At 69.9% G+C, this 14,851-nt stretch carries 17 protein-coding genes; 6 read left to right on the top strand and 11 right to left on the bottom strand.

Features of this window, described 5'->3' with window-relative positions; all coding sequences use genetic code 11:
- Positions 1-237 precede the first annotated feature (237 nt).
- Positions 238-627: a hypothetical protein gene (locus ACMATS_RS32610; protein WP_390775936.1), complete on the bottom strand. Its 390-nt coding sequence runs from the start codon at positions 625-627 to the stop codon at positions 238-240.
- A 318-nt stretch (positions 628-945) separates the two neighbouring features.
- Here ACMATS_RS32610 and ACMATS_RS32605 point away from each other — a divergent pair, with 318 nt between their 5' ends.
- From ACMATS_RS32605 to ACMATS_RS32590, 4 genes are all read left to right on the top strand, one after another.
- Complete coding sequence (locus ACMATS_RS32605; RefSeq protein WP_414169925.1) at positions 946-2,064, top strand: helix-turn-helix domain-containing protein; 1,119 nt, start codon at positions 946-948, stop codon at positions 2,062-2,064.
- A gap of 26 nt (positions 2,065-2,090) precedes the next feature.
- Positions 2,091-2,678 (top strand): HD domain-containing protein, encoded by a 588-nt coding sequence (locus ACMATS_RS32600; protein WP_414169924.1) that lies wholly within the window; start codon positions 2,091-2,093, stop codon positions 2,676-2,678.
- 205 nt (positions 2,679-2,883) lie between these two features.
- A complete protein-coding gene (locus ACMATS_RS32595; protein WP_414169923.1) occupies positions 2,884-3,228 on the top strand; it encodes a hypothetical protein in 345 nt (114 codons plus the stop codon).
- Positions 3,123-3,617, top strand: coding sequence for an HAD family hydrolase (locus ACMATS_RS32590; protein WP_414169921.1), 495 nt, complete (start codon positions 3,123-3,125; stop codon positions 3,615-3,617). The genes ACMATS_RS32595 and ACMATS_RS32590 overlap by 106 nt, the downstream gene beginning before the upstream one ends.
- Positions 3,618-3,659: 42 nt before the next feature.
- Here the strand turns inward: ACMATS_RS32590 and ACMATS_RS32585 are convergent, their stop codons facing one another.
- The 3 genes from ACMATS_RS32585 to ACMATS_RS32575 all read right to left on the bottom strand — a co-directional run bounded on the left by ACMATS_RS32585 (position 3,660) and on the right by ACMATS_RS32575 (position 6,041).
- On the bottom strand, positions 3,660-4,400 hold the full coding sequence (locus ACMATS_RS32585; RefSeq protein WP_414169919.1) for a hypothetical protein: 741 nt from the start codon (positions 4,398-4,400) through the stop codon (positions 3,660-3,662).
- Between the two features lie 87 nt (positions 4,401-4,487).
- Positions 4,488-5,255: a hypothetical protein gene (locus ACMATS_RS32580; protein ID WP_414169918.1), complete on the bottom strand. Its 768-nt coding sequence runs from the start codon at positions 5,253-5,255 to the stop codon at positions 4,488-4,490.
- Between the two features lie 273 nt (positions 5,256-5,528).
- Positions 5,529-6,041 (bottom strand): N-acetyltransferase family protein, encoded by a 513-nt coding sequence (locus ACMATS_RS32575; RefSeq protein ID WP_414169917.1) that lies wholly within the window; start codon positions 6,039-6,041, stop codon positions 5,529-5,531.
- 190 nt (positions 6,042-6,231) lie between these two features.
- Here ACMATS_RS32575 and ACMATS_RS32570 point away from each other — a divergent pair, with 190 nt between their 5' ends.
- Positions 6,232-7,314 carry a methyltransferase gene (locus tag ACMATS_RS32570; protein ID WP_414169916.1) on the top strand — a complete coding sequence of 361 codons (1,083 nt, stop codon included), beginning with the start codon at positions 6,232-6,234 and terminating at the stop codon, positions 7,312-7,314.
- A gap of 87 nt (positions 7,315-7,401) precedes the next feature.
- Here ACMATS_RS32570 and ACMATS_RS32565 read toward each other — a convergent pair whose 3' ends face one another.
- The 4 genes from ACMATS_RS32565 to ACMATS_RS32550 all read right to left on the bottom strand — a co-directional run bounded on the left by ACMATS_RS32565 (position 7,402) and on the right by ACMATS_RS32550 (position 10,273).
- Positions 7,402-8,364, bottom strand: coding sequence for an electron transfer flavoprotein subunit alpha/FixB family protein (locus tag ACMATS_RS32565; RefSeq protein WP_390775944.1), 963 nt, complete (start codon positions 8,362-8,364; stop codon positions 7,402-7,404).
- A gap of 51 nt (positions 8,365-8,415) precedes the next feature.
- On the bottom strand, positions 8,416-9,201 hold the full coding sequence (locus ACMATS_RS32560; protein WP_390775945.1) for an electron transfer flavoprotein subunit beta/FixA family protein: 786 nt from the start codon (positions 9,199-9,201) through the stop codon (positions 8,416-8,418).
- A gap of 200 nt (positions 9,202-9,401) precedes the next feature.
- The gene (locus ACMATS_RS32555) at positions 9,402-9,920 is read right to left on the bottom strand and encodes a flavin reductase family protein (RefSeq protein ID WP_391156144.1); all 519 of its coding nucleotides are present in this window, start codon (positions 9,918-9,920) and stop codon (positions 9,402-9,404) included.
- Positions 9,920-10,273 carry a thioredoxin family protein gene (locus ACMATS_RS32550; RefSeq protein ID WP_390775947.1) on the bottom strand — a complete coding sequence of 118 codons (354 nt, stop codon included), beginning with the start codon at positions 10,271-10,273 and terminating at the stop codon, positions 9,920-9,922. The genes ACMATS_RS32555 and ACMATS_RS32550 overlap by 1 nt, the downstream gene beginning before the upstream one ends.
- A gap of 285 nt (positions 10,274-10,558) precedes the next feature.
- On the opposite strand from ACMATS_RS32550, the gene ACMATS_RS32545 reads away from it, so the two are divergent.
- Complete coding sequence (locus ACMATS_RS32545) at positions 10,559-11,281, top strand: lysophospholipid acyltransferase family protein (protein ID WP_390775948.1); 723 nt, start codon at positions 10,559-10,561, stop codon at positions 11,279-11,281.
- Positions 11,282-11,335: 54 nt separating this feature from the next.
- Here the strand turns inward: ACMATS_RS32545 and ACMATS_RS32540 are convergent, their stop codons facing one another.
- Genes ACMATS_RS32540 through ACMATS_RS32530 form a run of 3 tightly spaced genes read right to left on the bottom strand, consistent with a single transcriptional unit; the run spans position 11,336 to position 14,609 of the window.
- A complete protein-coding gene (locus tag ACMATS_RS32540) occupies positions 11,336-12,445 on the bottom strand; it encodes a threonine aldolase family protein (RefSeq protein ID WP_414169915.1) in 1,110 nt (369 codons plus the stop codon).
- Positions 12,424-13,185, bottom strand: coding sequence for an SDR family NAD(P)-dependent oxidoreductase (locus tag ACMATS_RS32535; RefSeq protein WP_390775950.1), 762 nt, complete (start codon positions 13,183-13,185; stop codon positions 12,424-12,426). The genes ACMATS_RS32540 and ACMATS_RS32535 overlap by 22 nt, the downstream gene beginning before the upstream one ends.
- 26 nt (positions 13,186-13,211) lie before the next feature.
- Entirely contained in the window at positions 13,212-14,609 is a 1,398-nt protein-coding gene (locus ACMATS_RS32530; RefSeq protein ID WP_391156152.1) for a DUF6421 family protein, read from the bottom strand.
- Positions 14,610-14,851: the final 242 nt, after the last annotated feature.

Genomic DNA, 14,851 nt, shown 5'->3' with positions numbered 1-14,851 from the left:
CTGTCAGAGATGTCTGGCAGGGCCTCGCTGGCGTTGCACGGCAGGAGTTGACGGTAACGCCCTAGGAGCATCGGAGGGCACGGGGTGCGGCCGCCGCACGGCTGTGAAGCCGCATGAGCCGGTGCCTCGTCATGCAGTCGGGGCAGGCGTAGATCTTTCTTGCCACGTGGTCGCCCTCGACGATGTCGACCGCCGTGGCCTCAGTCGTCGGCTTCTTGCACCACGCGCAGTGCTCGCTCACCGAGCCTGCCCCTGCCGCCTCCCGGCCTTGCTGATGAGCAGGCGGACGTTCGCCGGATCGCAGAGCATATGGCTGTCCTCCGGCGCCGGCAGGAGCCAGTGGGCCCCGGGCGGCTCACGGTGCGCGGGGGCTGGTACCCCGAGGTAGTTGGTGGGGTGCTCGCTGCCGATGCACTGCGTACCGGCCTCCGCCCAATCCCGGGCGGTGTTCGGGGGGACGAGCAGGCAGTACCGGGTCTGCGTCCGCGAGACGATCACGGCGCTGGTGATGCCCACTGCGCGGAAGTGGTCTGCAATGGCGGCCTGGTCCTTGATGCCGCAGATGCCGTTCTCCACGATGCCGGAGGGCAGTTGGACGACATCGAAGTGCATACCGACCTGAAGCATGGCGGTCACTCCCCTCGTCCACGATTCCCGTGCGTCACTCGGACGCAGCTCCCGGGAGACGAGCCAGAGGGCTGCTCCCTGACAGAGACGTGGGTCGACGGGCAACGTCGGATAGGTAGCCGACGACGTCGTCATCTCCTCCGCTCCCCGACCGCCGCCCGGCTGAAGTTCCGCGTTCCTGACCTGCACGACACACCTCTCAACTACGTTGAGTCGTTGGCTGATATCACTCGGTACGACCGTACGGAGTGGCGGTGCTCGCCTGCAGTGACTGTCCGTACGGGTAGTCGGCAGGCCCAGGGATTTGAGGACGCTGGTATGGCAGCCGGGCATCGTGAAACCCTCACTGGCAGTCAGGGTTACGCTGCGCGGTCACGCGGCGGGGTGATTTCGGGCTTCGTGTTCCGCCTGGTCCGTGAGCACCTCCACCTGACTCGTGATGTCTTCGCGGAACGGTTCGGGGTCTCGCACGACACAGTGGCCGGATGGGAGACCGGCCGTCGGCCGTTGACAGCGATCCCGGTCGGGCACGCGCTCGCTCACCGTCACAGGCTGCTCCGCATGGGAGCCGATTCGTCCCTGCTGGCTGCGCTCGACCGGGCCATGGAAGCGGACGTTCTCCTGACGGGTGTGCTGGACGGCAGGACCGCAGCCTCCAGCAGTCCGTTGGGGGCCTGGGTGATGCAGCATGACCTTGTCGAGTTCCTCACCTGGCCGCTGAGCGGTCACGCTCCGGCATTGGTGAAGCGCGTGCCCCAGCCGCCCCGTCCGCGCCGCGGGCCGGCACCGAGCAGACCCGAACTCACTGCTGATGAACGGCGTTGCTTCTACGACCGGATGCGCCGCACAGCCGAGGAAGCCCGTGGGTCCGACAGTTTCCTCCTCAGGCGCCAGGCCCTCTACCTGAGCGGCTACGACTCCCAACCCGACACGATCGATTGGCTGGCCCATCAGCAGCACCGGGAGCGCCCTGATGGCTGGCTTCAGGAATGGCTGAATGCACGGTCGGTTGCCACGGTTGCCTGTCGTCACAAAGACCGTGACCGCATTCACCACTTCATCGAACACAAGCTCATTGACAACGACGCAGGTGAAGCCGCCAACCTCAACTACTGGGCCTACTGGGTCGGCGAGTCCACCACCACCGAACTCACCGACGACTTCATCGCTCTCGGCAAGCCCGGTCCCTGGGCCGGGCACCGGCTCCTCCACCACCTGATCGGCCGACTCACCCCTGGCTACGGCTACTTGGACCTGTACGTCCACACCCTCTGGGCCCTGCTCGCTGCACGGCCCAGGCTGCTGCATGACGGAACGGTCGGAGCCGGGGTCCTGCGCGACCGTCTGGAGATCCTGTTGGATGGAGCCCAGAACTCGGCACGCTCACGCCGGGAGCTCGAAGGGATCCGATACGCGGTCCGCCTCGCCGAGGCGTGACCACCCCAGCATGGGAGGGTTACGGGATGGCCGACAACCTCACCGCGGTGGCACATTTCCTGTTCGAAGCCGGCACGCTCAAGCAATCGCGCCGCACCGGCTGGTGGATGGCCGGTGTCCGCGACCCGGAGAGCGTCGCCGAGCATTCCTGGCGGACCTCGCTGATCGCCTCCGTCATCGCCAAGCTCGAAGGTGCCGATCCTGCTCGGGCCGCTCTCCTGGCTGTCTGGCACGACAGCCAGGAGAGCCGCACTGGCGACGTCAATCACCTGGGCAAGAAGTACGCGGATGCCGTGGACCCGCGCAACGTCACCGCCGACCAGGTCGCGGGCATGCCAGAAGCTCTCGCGGAAGCCATCCGTGCAGTCATTGCCGAATACGAGGACAAAGACACGCCCGAGGCCGTCTGCGCCCGCGATGCCGACAAGCTGGAGTGCCTGCTCCAGGGCATCGAATACCGAGCCCAGGGCTACGCCAACGCTCAACGCTGGATCGACAACAGTCGAACCCGGCTCGTCACCAAGTCGGGCATTGCTCTGGCAGACGCACTGCTCGCTTCCGAACCGCTGGACTGGCTTCGCTCAGCCCTCGGCGAGAACGACCACATGTCCTGAGAAACCTGTCCAGCCAGCACATGATGGTCGAGCAGGGCGGCTACGGGAACGTCGATTTCGCGGGCGAGGGAGACCAAGACATCAAGGGTGGGCGTTCTCCGGCCCCGTTCGATCTGCAAGAGGTGGTCCTCGGTGATGCCGCACAGGCGCGCAGGCGAAGCCCTTTCGCGTGACAGCCTGGGGTTCCGCTGGCGGAGGGAGTCGCATGGGACTGCGCCGGGTCGTCCTCTGGGACATCGACCACACGCTGATCGACACGCGCGGAGTCGGCCGAAAGCTGTCAGGGATCGCCTTCGAACAGGTGACAGGGCTGCGGATGGAGCAGCAGGCACGGATCGACGGCATCACCGAGCCGGTGATCTTCCGGGAGACGGCGAAACTGCACGGCCTGGAGACCGGTCGGCGTGACTTCGAGCGTTTCGCGCAAGCGCTGGCCGAGGCCACATGCAGCACGCAGCCGAACTACGGGAACGCGGCCACGCCTTGCCCGGCGCGGCAGCAGCCCTGGACGCCATGGCCACGGTGCCGGGTGTGGCGCAGACCGTGGTGACGGGCAACGTAAGACCGGTCGCGGAGACCAAGCTCGGCGCGTTCGGGCTCGACCGGCACATCCAGTGGGAGCTGGGCGCCTACGGCGAAGACGCCGACGAACGAGCCGAGTTGGTGAGGATCGCACTCCGGCGCTCAGGCATTGGCCCCGCAAACGCCGTCCTCGTCGACGACGCCCCCGCAGGAGTGGCGGCGGGCATCGCGAACCGCGTGAAGGTTATCGCAGTGGCCACAGGGCGCAGCAGCGCGACCGAACTGGCACAGGCCGGCGCGCACTTCGTCCTGGCGGACCTGTCGAACACCGCGGCCGTTGTCAGCGTGCTTTCCGCGTCTCACCCGGAAGGTCCTCCTCCGGTGACACAAACCTCGATTCCAGGACCGCAGGGATGAGGGTTTCTGACACCGGAGTGCAGCGTTCCGCGTGGCGCCCGATCAAGCCGTCTTCGCCGCCGCAGCGCCCAGCTTCTCGGCCGCCTTGGACAGGGCCTTGGTGAACGCCTCCATGCCGCGGTCGCCGTGGTCCGGGTAGTTGTTCAGCACCGTCGTGATCGCGCCGTGGCTGCGGACCGTGCCCATGTCGAAGTCCATCTGCAGGTCGCCCTGGACGACCTTGACGGTGTAACGGAGGGAATCGTCGCCGTACTTCGGCTGCTCGGCAGTCTTCTTCACCGTCACCGTGGCCTTCTTGCCGGCCTGCTTTCCGGTGAAGGTTCCGCACTGCTCGACGGCCGTGCGCAGCCCCGTCATGGCCCGCTCCGCCTGGGCGCGCGGGTAGCCGCTGACGTCCTGTGCCACGGTGGTCCGGTCGCCCTTCTTGGTGAAGACCTCCTGGGCGTTGGCCTTGTAGTCCGCCTCCAGCCGTCCACTGTTGAGGACGGCGGTGACCGGCGCGCACAGCGGCTTGGCGCCCGTCACCATGTCGTCGTCCGCTCCCTGCGACTTGTCCAGGCCCGTGTTCGCCTCCAGCTTCCACCCGGCCGGCAGGTCCCCCGGTGCGACGAGGGCCTGTTCCGCCTGTTCGGCGGAGAGGGAGGCCGGCACGGACGGGGCCGACGGTGCGCCCTTGTTGTCCTTCTTGTCGGCGGAGGCTGAACCCCCGTCGCAGGCGGACAGCAGCAGGAGCGACGAGGCAGCCAGAGTCGCAAAGACGACGCGACGGGGGCGAACGTGCACGAATGGTTCCTTACGCAAAGACCAAAATGTCGAACGCAAGTATGCACAGCCCTGGTAGTGATCTTCCGGCGGGTATCGCAACAGCCGTCATAAACGCCCCAACTGCCCCGCAAGCTCCGCCGCCGACGGCCTGTCGGCCGGGGCGGACAGGAGCGCCGTGCGGAGGAGATCCTGCAGGGCTGTGTGCGGCAGCGGTCCCGTCAGGCGGAAGCTCCGGGTCGCCAGCACGGCGCGGCGTTGTTCCGGGGTGTGGTGCGGGGGCAGCCCGGACGCCCTGTAGTCGACCGGCCAGCGGCCGGCGAGGCAGGCCCACAGGGTTCCTGCCAACGCGAAGACGTCGGTACTGCATGTGCTGGCCGCCGGCTGTCGGCCCTGGGCGATCGCGCGGGCGGTCTCCGGGGCCGTCAGGTGGCTGATACCTCCCCGGTAGGCGGGCCGGTCGGGAGTGCGGACAGCTCGGCGTGCCCAGCCGAAGTCGATCAGGCGGGTGCCGAGGCGGGTGTGGATGACGTGGGCCGGTTGGATGTCGCCGTGGATCCAGCCCAATTCGTGCAGCCGCGCCGTCTCCTGGCACAGTGCCACGGCCTCGGCCGGTAGGGTCTTCTGCTGTCGTGCTCGCAACGGGGCCAACGGGCTCCAGCACGGCACACCCTCGTACCAAGGCGCTACGCACCAGGCGCCCCCGGGCCGGCGGCCCGCGGCGACGATCGCGTACCCGGGCAGTGCGGCCAGGGCCGCCGCCTCCCTGGTGACGGCGTCCGCTCCTGCCCCGTATCCGTACTTGACGGCGAACGCCCCGTCCGGCCCCTCGGCCTTCCATACGGCGCATCCTCGCCGGTGGCTGACCGGCGACAAACGCCCCTGCCCGGACGACACACCAGCCGCCACCAAGGCAGGTGCAGGGCAGTCGGGGAAGCCCCCGCACTCGGCGCTGCACTCCTCGCACGGCCCCGGGCCCGGCGTTCCGCACCCGGCCGCCGCAGGACCGTCGCCGAAGCCGCATGCGCGCCCGTCCACGGCCCTCGTCGGTCCCGTCTTCGTGCCGCCTCGTCTTCGCATGCCGAGGCCCTTGCCCGGGATCCGCCGGAACCACACGCCTGGTTCCGGGCACGCACCGCCGGCCGGGGGCTACAACGGCGCCAGCAGCATCAGCACCTCGTCCCGCGTGTCCCCCTCCACCAGCCGCAACGCCCCCGGCCAGCGGCCGACTTCCCGCCAGCCCAGGCGTTCGTAGAAGCCCTCCAGCCCCTCGCCTCCCCGGGCCGCGAGGTGCAGTTGCTCAAGTTCCAGTTCATCGCGGGCGATTCGGCGCACCTCGGCCACCAGCGCCGAGCCGATGCCCCGTCCCCGGAAGGCGGGGTGGGTCTGGAGGTGGTTGATCGTCGCCCAATGGCCGACCAGCCGGTACGGGTCGCGGTTGAGCGCCACCCATCCGGCAAGTGCGCCGCCCACCCGCGCCGTCACGAGCCGGGTCCGCTCCGGGTCGAGGCGGCCTATGAGTTTGTCCACCACCGGTGCGACCTCTGCGACATCGACCGGCGGGAACGGGAACCCGGCGGCGCCGCCGGCATTCGTGACGGCCACCCAGCAGGCGGTCAACTCGTCCCGGAGTTCGGGGGTGACGGTGCTGGTATCGGTCATCCCGACGAAGTCGACACGGCTTTCGGAAAGCATACGGCGAGACTGCCACAGGGGTCCGACAACGCCCCCTCTACCACCTCACCCCACCCCCACGCCCCGCAAAGATCGGAAATCGACAACGCCCGGCCGACTCCGGCCAACAGCCGTATCGCGCCTACCGTGTCCGATCACCTGGTGGCATGATCACGCCATGAATCAGCACGAACACGGTACGGAGCCGCTTCACCCCACCGACGCCGCCGCCCTGCCGGGCGCCGTGGCCGATCCGGTGGCACGGATGATGCAGCTCACCAGTGGTGCCTGGATCGCCCAGGCGCTCAGCGCGGCGGCGACGCTCGGGGTCGCCGACGAAATGGCCGCCGGGCCGCGGCCGGTGGGCGAGATCGCCAAGGCGGTCGGCGTGGACGAGACCAACCTCTACCGGCTGCTGCGCGCGCTCGCGGACGCGCAGGTCTTCGAGGAGCTGCCGGACCGCTGCTTCGCCCTCACGCCCGTCGGCGAGCTGCTGCGCGAGGACATCCACGGCTCCATGCGCGGCTGGGCGCACAAGTTCGCCCGGCCCTACCACCGCGCCGCCTGGGGGCAGTTGCTGGAGGTGCTGCGCACCGGACGCTCCGGCTTCGACCTCGCCTTCGGCAAGAGCGGGTTCGAGTACCTCAGTGAACACCCCGACGACGCCGAGTCGCTCGATGTCGAGATGACCTCCATCGCGACCCGGCTCACCGCCCCGATCGTGCAGCGCTACGACTTCGGCCGCTTCGGCACGGTCGTCGACTGCGGCGGTGGGCGCGGTGCCCTGCTCGCGGCCATTCTGTCGGCGAACCCCCGGGTGCGCGGGGTGCTGTACGACCTGCCGCACGTTGTCGAACGTGCCGGGCAGCCCCTGGTGGAGGCCGGCGTGCTCGACCGCTGCGAGCTCGTCGGCGGCAGCTTCCTCGACTCCGTACCGGCCGGTGGCGACGCCTATCTCTTCTCCCAGGTCATTCACAACTGGGACGACACGGACGTGGTCCGTATCCTCTCCAACTGCCGTGCGCAGCTGCGGTCCGAGGACAGCCGGGTGCTGTTCGCCGAGTACCTGATCCCCGACGACCCGCGGCAGCCGTCGCTGTCCAAGCTCATCGACCTCGAGATGATGGTCATCTGCGAGCCCGGGGCGCAGCACCGCACCCGCGAGGACTTCCGCCGGCTCTTCGAGCGCGCGGGCCTGCGGCTGATCGGGGTGACGGACGGGCCCGGTTCGCTGGGGCTGGTCGAGGGCGCGCTCGCCTGACGCGCCGCAGTTGATAAATAAAGTGACAAATAAAGGCCCCGCTCCGGCTCTTCGGCCGGAGCGGGGCCCGATGTCAACCTGAAGCGATCAGCCCTTGCGGACCTTGATCTCCTCCGTCAGCTGCGGGACGACCTCGAAGAGGTCGCCGACGATGCCGTAGTCGACCAGCTCGAAGATCGGGGCCTCGGCGTCCTTGTTGATGGCGACGATCGTCTTCGAGGTCTGCATGCCGGCCCGGTGCTGGATCGCACCGGAGATGCCCGCCGCGATGTACAGCTGCGGCGAGACCGACTTGCCGGTCTGGCCGACCTGGTTGGTGTGCGGGTACCAGCCGGCGTCCACCGCGGCGCGCGAGGCGCCGACGGCCGCACCGAGCGAGTCGGCCAGGGCCTCGATGAGCGGGAAGTTCTCGGCGCCGTTGACGCCGCGGCCGCCGGAGACCACGATCGCGGCCTCGGTCAGCTCGGGGCGGCCGGTGGACTCGCGCGGGGTGCGGGAGACGACCTTGGTGCCGGTGGACTTCTCGCCGAAGGCCACGGCCAGCGGCTCGACCGTGCCGGCGGCCGGGGCGGCCTCCGGGGCGGCGGAGTTGGGCTTGACGGTGATGACCGGGGTGCCCTTGGTGACGCGGGACTTGGTGGAGTACGAGGCCGCGAAGACGGACTGCGTGGCCACCGGACCCTCGGCGCCGGCCTCCAGGTCGACGGCGTCGGTGATGATGCCGGAGCCGGTGCGGACGGCGAGGCGGGCCGCGATCTCCTTGCCCTCGGCGGAGGACGGGACGAGCACGGCGGCCGGGGAGACGGCCTCGAACGCGGCCTGGAGCGCGTCCACCTTCGGGACGACCAGGTAGTCGGCGAACTCGGGCGCGTCGGCGGTGAGGACCTTGACCGCGCCGTACTCGGCCAGCGTCGCGGCGGTGGCGTCCGCGCCGGCACCGAGGGCCACGGCGACGGGCTCGCCGATGCGGCGGGCGAGGGTGAGCAGTTCGAGGGTGGGCTTGCGGACGGCGCCGTCCACGTGGTCGACGTAGACGAGGACTTCAGCCATGGTGTTGCTCTCCTGCGGGAAGTATGAGGGCGGTGGGAGGAGTTACCGGGCTTAAATGAACTTCTGGCCCGCGAGGAACTCGGCGAGCTGCTTGCCGCCCTCGCCCTCGTCCTTGACGATCTGGCCGGCCGTGCGGGCCGGGCGCTCCGTGGCCTCGTCCACCGTGGTCCAGGCGCCCTCCAGGCCGACCTCGTCCGCCTCGATGCCGAGGTCGGAGAGGTCCAGGGACTCCACCGGCTTCTTCTTGGCGGCCATGATGCCCTTGAAGGAGGGGTAACGGGCCTCGCCGGACTGGTCGGTGACGGACACGACGGCCGGGAGGGAGGCCTCCAGCTGCTCGCTCGCGGCGTCGCCGTCACGGCGGCCGGTCACCTTGCCGTCCTCGACGGCGACCTCGGAGAGGAGGGTGACCTGCGGGACGCCCAGGCGCTCGGCGAGCATCGCCGGGAGCACGCCCATGCCGCCGTCGGTGGAGGCCATGCCGCAGATGACCAGGTCGTAGCCGACGTGCTCGACGGCCTTGGCCAGCACCAGCGAGGTGCCCAGCGCGTCGGTGCCGTGCAGGTCGTCGTCCTCGACGTGGACGGCCTTGTCAGCGCCCATGGACAGGGCCTTGCGCAGCGCGTCCTTGGCGTCCTCGGGGCCGATCGTCAGAACAGTGATCTCCGCGTCGTCCGCTTCTTCAGAGATCTGCAGCGCCTGCTCGACCGCGTACTCGTCGAGCTCCGAGAGCAGGCCGTCCACGTCGTCGCGGTCGACGGTCAGGTCCTCGGCGAAGTGCCGGTCGCCGGTGGCGTCGGGCACGTACTTCACACAGACAACGATCCTCAAGCTCACGCCGGCTCTCCTACTGCATCGTCTCTATCAAGCTGCCTTGGCAGGCAGCATAGGCGCCTTGTGGGGCGTATTCCGGGCCGGTGCGGTGATCGTCACGATCATCGCCCCGAGCGGAATGTTACTCGTCAGTACATCGAGCGTTCCGACCGAGCGCAAGGGAGGGCGGCTGTGATCTGCCCAACGCACATGGCAGGGACGTATCAGTCCCGCAGACCGTTGAAGCGCCCCTGGTGGTAGAGGAGCGGACGGCCGTCCCCGGTGGGGTCCCCGGCGACCGCCTCGGCGAGCACGACCCGGTGGTCCCCCGCGGGCACCCGGGCCACCACCCGGCACACCATCCAGGCCAGCACGCCCTCCAGCAGCGGCACCCCGTGCGGCCCGGTCCGCCAGCGGGTGGGCGGGGCGAAACGGTCGGCGCCGCTGCGGGCGAAGGTGGCCGCCAACTCGCTCTGGTGCTCGCCGAGTATGTGCACCCCCACGTGCTCCGCGTCGGCGATGACGGGCCAGCTGGAGGAGCCGGTGCCGACGCCGAAGGAGACCAGCGGCGGCTCCGCGGCCACCGAGGTGAGCGAGGTGGCGGTGAAGCCGGCGGGCCGCGGGCCGTGCGCAGTGATCACGGCGACGCCGGCCGCATGCCGGCGGAAGACCGAGCGCAGCAGGCCCGGAGCGTCGGAAAGGGGGCCGGAAGGGTGTGCGCCGAGCTCGGGCGAGGCCGTCATCAAGCCGTCCTTTGGCTGTGGGAGGGGCTGATCGCCGCGCCCAGTGCGGCGATCACATCGGCCTTGCGCGGCAGGCCACTTGCGCGCCGCACCACCCGGCCGTCGACGTCCAGCACGAACACGGTCGGCGTCGCGTCGATCCGCAGGGAACGGACCAGTTCCAGCCGCGCTTCCGCGTCGATCTCGCAGTGCTCGACGCCGTCCACCATGGCCGCCACGTCCGCGAGCACGCGTCTGGTCGCCCGGCAGGGCTGGCAGAAGGCCGTGGAGAACTGCACGAGCGTCGCCCGTTCCCCCAGCTCCGTGCCGATCTCGGCAGCGCTCAGGCGCTCCTCGCTCCGGTGCCCCTCCACCTTCGTCCCTCCCTGGACCCCTCGGGTCCGTCACCGTGTCCGGTCCGTTGCCATCCTGCAGCACCGGACGCGCCGGAGAAATTTCCCGAAAGCGACCGGGGGTGTAGCTTCCGCACATCCGCACAAGCCGACGTGACGAGGATCTCCCGGCCCCGGGGGCGTCCTGGCTGGCCCGCGGGCCGGGCATTCAGGCACGATCTGGCGAAAGCCGGAACCCTACGGCCGCGTAACTTCAGAATCTCAGCCGGGAGCACCCTCCCCTGGCCCCGGAAGGATCTTCCCGATATGGCAGAGCTCGTCTATCCCCCGGTGATCGGCGCCGCCCGCACCATGTTCAAGGCGCTGGACCTGCGCTTCGACATCAAGGGGACCGAGCACATCCCGCAGCGCGGCGGGGCGGTTCTGGTGAGCAACCACATCGGATACCTGGACTTCGTCTTCTGCGGCCTCGCCGCGCGTCCGGCCAAGCGGCTGGTGCGCTTCATGGCGAAGGAGTCGGTCTTCCGGCACAAGGTCTCCGGGCCGCTGATGCGGGCGATGAAGCACATCCCGGTCGACCGGGCGGCGGGCATGGACGCGTACAAGCACGCGCTCGCCTCGCTGCGCGCGGGTGAAATCATCGGCGTCTTCCCGGAGGCGACGATCTCCCAGTCGTTCACGCTGAAGAACTTCAAGTCCGGCGCGGCCCGGCTGGCCCAGGAGGCCGGGGTGCCGCTGCTGCCGATGGCCCTGTGGGGGACGCAACGCCTGTGGACCAAGGGCCACAAGCGCGACTTCGGCCGCAACCACATCCCGGTGACGATACGGGTGGGCGAGCCGCTCACCGCCGATCCGGCGGAGCCGGCGGAGACCGTCACCGAGCGGCTGCGGGGGCGGGTGCAGGAGCTGCTGGAGGCGGCGCAGCGGTCCTATCCGGTGCGGCCGCGGAACTCCGACGACACATGGTGGGTGCCGGCGCACCTGGGCGGTACGGCGCCGACGCCCGCCCACGCCGAGGGCTGCCGCTGAGCGGTTCGTCGAACGTTCCCCCGCGGCCCTGAACGGGGCGCGGGGGAACACCTTCTACTGTCTCGCCGTCTCTTCCTTCACCGCCGCCACGAACGCGTCCACGTCCGCCTCGGTCGTGTCGAAGGAGCACATCCAGCGGACGTCGCCCGCCGCCTCGTCCCAGAAGTAGAAGCGGTAGCGCTTCTGCAGCCGCTCGCTCACGTCGTGCGGGAGCCGGGCGAAGACGGCGTTGGACTGCACCGGGTGCAGGATCTCCACGCCGTCGACGGACCGCACGCCCTCGGCGAGCCGCGCCGCCATCGCGTTGGCGTGCGTGGCACTGCGCAGCCACAGGTCGCCGGCCAGCAGAGCCTCGAACTGCACGGAGACGAACCGCATCTTGGAGGCGAGCTGCATGGACAGCTTGCGCAGATGCTTCATCGCCCGCACCGCGTCCGGGTTCAGGACGACCACGCACTCGCCGAAGAGCAGGCCGTTCTTGGTCCCGCCGAAGGACAGCAGGTCCACCCCGGCGTCGGTGGTGAACGCGCGCAGCGGCAGGCCGAGCGAGGCCGCGGCGTTGGCCAGCCGGGAGCCGTCGACGTGGACCTTCATGCCGCGCTCGTGGGCGTGGTCGCAGATCTCCCGGATCTCCTCCGGCGTGTAGCAGGTGCCGAGTTCGGTGGTCTGGGTGATCGAGACGATCTGCGGCTGGGCCCGGTGCTCGTCGTCCCAGCCGTAGGCCTCGGTGTCGATCAGCTCGGGGGTGAGCTTGCCGTGCTCGGTCGGGACGGTCAGCAGCTTGAGGCCGCCGACCCGCTCGGGCGCGCCGCACTCGTCGACGTGGATGTGCGCGGTGGAGGCGCAGATGACCGCGCCCCACCGCTCCGTCGCCGCCTGGAGGGCGACGACGTTGGCTCCTGTGCCGTTGAAGACCGGGAACGCCTCGGCCGTCGGCCCGAAGTGACGGCGCATCACCTCCTGGAGGTGCGCGGTGTACGCGTCCTCCCCGTACGCGACCTGGTGACCGTCGTTCGCCAGGGCCAGCGCGGCGAGCACCTCCGGGTGCGCGCCCGCGTAGTTGTCACTGGCGAAACCCCGCAGCGCGGGGTCGTGGCGGCGTATGGCGTCGGTGGTCGAGGGGGTGTCGTTCGGGGTGTCGTTCACGCGTGCGGAGTCAGCCACAGACGGGTTCCGTTCACTTCCTGTGCGGGCTTGTCCCAGACGCCGACGATGGCCTGGGCCAGGTCCTTGACGTCCGTGAAGCCGGCGAATTTCGCGTTCGGGCGCTCGGCGCGCATGGCGTCGTGCACCAGTGCCTTGACGATGAGGATCGCGGCGGCGGCCGGCGGGGCACTGTCGCCCCCCGCCTTGCGGAAGGAGTCGGCGAGCGCGAGCGTCCACGCCTCGGCGGCGGCCTTGGAGGCCGCGTAGGCGGCGTTGCCCGCGGTGGGCTTGCTCGCACCCTCGGCGCTGATCAGCAGGTAGCGGCCGCGGCCGCTGCGGGCCAGCGGCCCCTCGAAGGCCAGCGAGGTGTGCTGGACGGTGCGGATGAGCAGCTTCTCCAGCAGGGCCCAGTCCTCGAGGTCGGTCTCGGCGAACGTGGCCGAGCCACGCCAGCCGCCCACCAGGTGGACCAGGCCGTCGACGCGGCCGAACTCCTTCTCGGTGCGGTCCGCCCAGGCGCGGGCCGCGTCGAGGTCGAGCAGGTCCACGGTGTCACCGGTGACGGTGGCCCCGCCGTGCGCGTAGCGGGCGGCGTCCACGGCCTCGGCCAGACGGGCCGCGTCCGCATCGGCGGCGACCACGGTCGCCCCGGCCTCGGCCAGGCGCAGCAGCGTCGCCCGGCCCGCAGGCCCGGCCGCTCCCGCCACCGCCACGACCGCGCCGTCCAGCCGGCCATTGCCGTTCGTCGGAGTGCTCATGATCGTCGCCTCTTTCTCGCTGCTGCTCACGCGGCGACCCGCTCGCCGCTGTCCGCCGTGATCCCCTTCGTGGAGGCGATCACGCCTCGCAGCTTCTTGGCAAGGGCCTCGTAGAACATGCTGAGCGGGAATTCGTCCGGCAGCACGTCATCGACGAGCTTGCGCGGCGGCTGGGTCAGGTCCAGGGCGTCGGGGCCCTTGGCCCATACGGAGCCGGGGTGCGGGGCCAGGTAGGACGAGACGAGCGCGTAGGCGGCGAACCAGTGCACGAGCTTGGGGCGGTCGATGCCGTCGCGGTAGAGCTTCTCGATCTCTCCGCACAGCTGGTTGGTCACCTGCGGGGCACGGTCCCAGTCGATGTGCAGGGTGTTGTCCGTCCAGCGTACGACGTCGTGCCGGTGCAGGTAGGCGAAGAGCAGCTGGCCGCCGAGGCCGTCGTAGTTGCGCACGCGCTCGCCGGTGACCGGGAAGCGGAACATCCGGTCGAAGAGCACGGCGTACTGCACGTCGCGGCCCTGGGCGTAGCCGTCGGCCTCCAGCTTCACGGCTTCCTTGAAGGCGGTGAGGTCGCAGCGCAGCTCCTCCAGCCCGTACATCCAGAACGGCTGCCGCTGCTTGATCATGAACGGGTCGAAGGGCAGGTCGCCGTGGCTGTGGGTGCGGTCGTGGACCATGTCCCACAGCACGAACGCCTGCTGGCAGCGCTGCTGGTCGCCGACCATGCGGGCGATGTCCTCGGGGAGCTCCAGGCCGAGGATGTCGACCGCGGCCTCGGTGACCCGGCGGAAGCGGGCGGCCTCGCGGTCGCAGAAGATGCCGCCCCAGGTGAAGCGGTCGGGGGCCTCGCGGACGGCGATGGTCTCCGGGAAGAGCACCGCGGAGTTGGTGTCGTAGCCGGAGGTGAAGTCCTCGAAGGTGATGCCGAGGAACAGCGGGTTGTCGTAGCGGGTGCGCTCCAGCTCGGCGAGCCACTCGGGCCAGACCACGCGGAGCACGACGGCTTCGAGGTTGCGGTCGGGGTTGCCGTTCTGCGTGTACATCGGGAAGAGCACCAGGTGCTGCAGGCCGTCGGCGCGCTGTGCGGCGGGCCGGAAGGCCAGCAGCGAGTCCAGGAAGTCCGGGACGCCGAAGCCGTCGTCGGCCCAGCGGCGCAGGTCGGCGGCGAGGGCCGTGTGGTACGCGGCGTCGTGCGGCACCAGGGGCGAGAGCTGCTCCACCGCGGTCACGACCTTGTCGACCTCGGCGCGGACCTCCTCGCCCGGGGGTCCGTCCGCCGCGGTGAGGTCGATGGAGCCGTCCGCCGACTGCCAGGGCCGGATTCGCTCGACGGCGGCCTTGAGAGCACCCCAGGCGGGGTGATCGATCACGCGCTCGTCGACCGATATGCCGGTCCTCGCCACCGTCGACGCAAGAATTTCCGTCATCACTACCCCTCCTCAGGAGAACCTCGCGTTAAGACACCGTATCCATGCGAGCTTCTCCGGCTCAAGGGATGTATCGACAAATTATCCTGCCGGGCCCCCGCCTGAGCGCCGATTTTCCTGTGCCGTTCTCTCGTGTGAGGGATCAGGAGCGAAAATCGGCCTCTCCAGCCACTGTGACACCTCCGGCCGTTCTAGGCTCGTTCCGGCCACTGATCGGGCGACTGACCGGGCTGCGGAACCGT

This window comes from Streptoverticillium reticulum (assembly GCF_047456005.1).
GTDB classification, from domain to species: domain Bacteria; phylum Actinomycetota; class Actinomycetes; order Streptomycetales; family Streptomycetaceae; genus Streptomyces; species Streptomyces reticulum.
This window is presented reverse-complemented; position numbering and strand designations above follow the sequence as displayed.

Excerpts from the sequence above, each read along its gene's own strand:
- ACMATS_RS32575 (WP_414169917.1), bottom strand. The coding sequence starts at position 6,041 with ATGACCGATACCAGCACCGTCACCCCCGAACTCCGGGACGAGTTGACC.
- ACMATS_RS32530 (WP_391156152.1), bottom strand. The coding sequence starts at position 14,609 with ATGACGGAAATTCTTGCGTCGACGGTGGCGAGGACCGGCATATCGGTC.
- ACMATS_RS32605 (WP_414169925.1), top strand. The coding sequence starts at position 946 with ATGGCAGCCGGGCATCGTGAAACCCTCACTGGCAGTCAGGGTTACGCT.
- ACMATS_RS32590 (WP_414169921.1), top strand. The coding sequence starts at position 3,123 with ATGCAGCACGCAGCCGAACTACGGGAACGCGGCCACGCCTTGCCCGGC.
- ACMATS_RS32595 (WP_414169923.1), top strand. The coding sequence starts at position 2,884 with ATGGGACTGCGCCGGGTCGTCCTCTGGGACATCGACCACACGCTGATC.
- ACMATS_RS32565 (WP_390775944.1), bottom strand. The coding sequence starts at position 8,364 with ATGGCTGAAGTCCTCGTCTACGTCGACCACGTGGACGGCGCCGTCCGC.
- ACMATS_RS32600 (WP_414169924.1), top strand. The coding sequence starts at position 2,091 with ATGGCCGACAACCTCACCGCGGTGGCACATTTCCTGTTCGAAGCCGGC.
- ACMATS_RS32610 (WP_390775936.1), bottom strand. The coding sequence starts at position 627 with ATGCTTCAGGTCGGTATGCACTTCGATGTCGTCCAACTGCCCTCCGGC.
- ACMATS_RS32555 (WP_391156144.1), bottom strand. The coding sequence starts at position 9,920 with ATGACGGCCTCGCCCGAGCTCGGCGCACACCCTTCCGGCCCCCTTTCC.
- ACMATS_RS32535 (WP_390775950.1), bottom strand. The coding sequence starts at position 13,185 with ATGAGCACTCCGACGAACGGCAATGGCCGGCTGGACGGCGCGGTCGTG.
- ACMATS_RS32570 (WP_414169916.1), top strand. The coding sequence starts at position 6,232 with ATGAATCAGCACGAACACGGTACGGAGCCGCTTCACCCCACCGACGCC.
- ACMATS_RS32545 (WP_390775948.1), top strand. The coding sequence starts at position 10,559 with ATGGCAGAGCTCGTCTATCCCCCGGTGATCGGCGCCGCCCGCACCATG.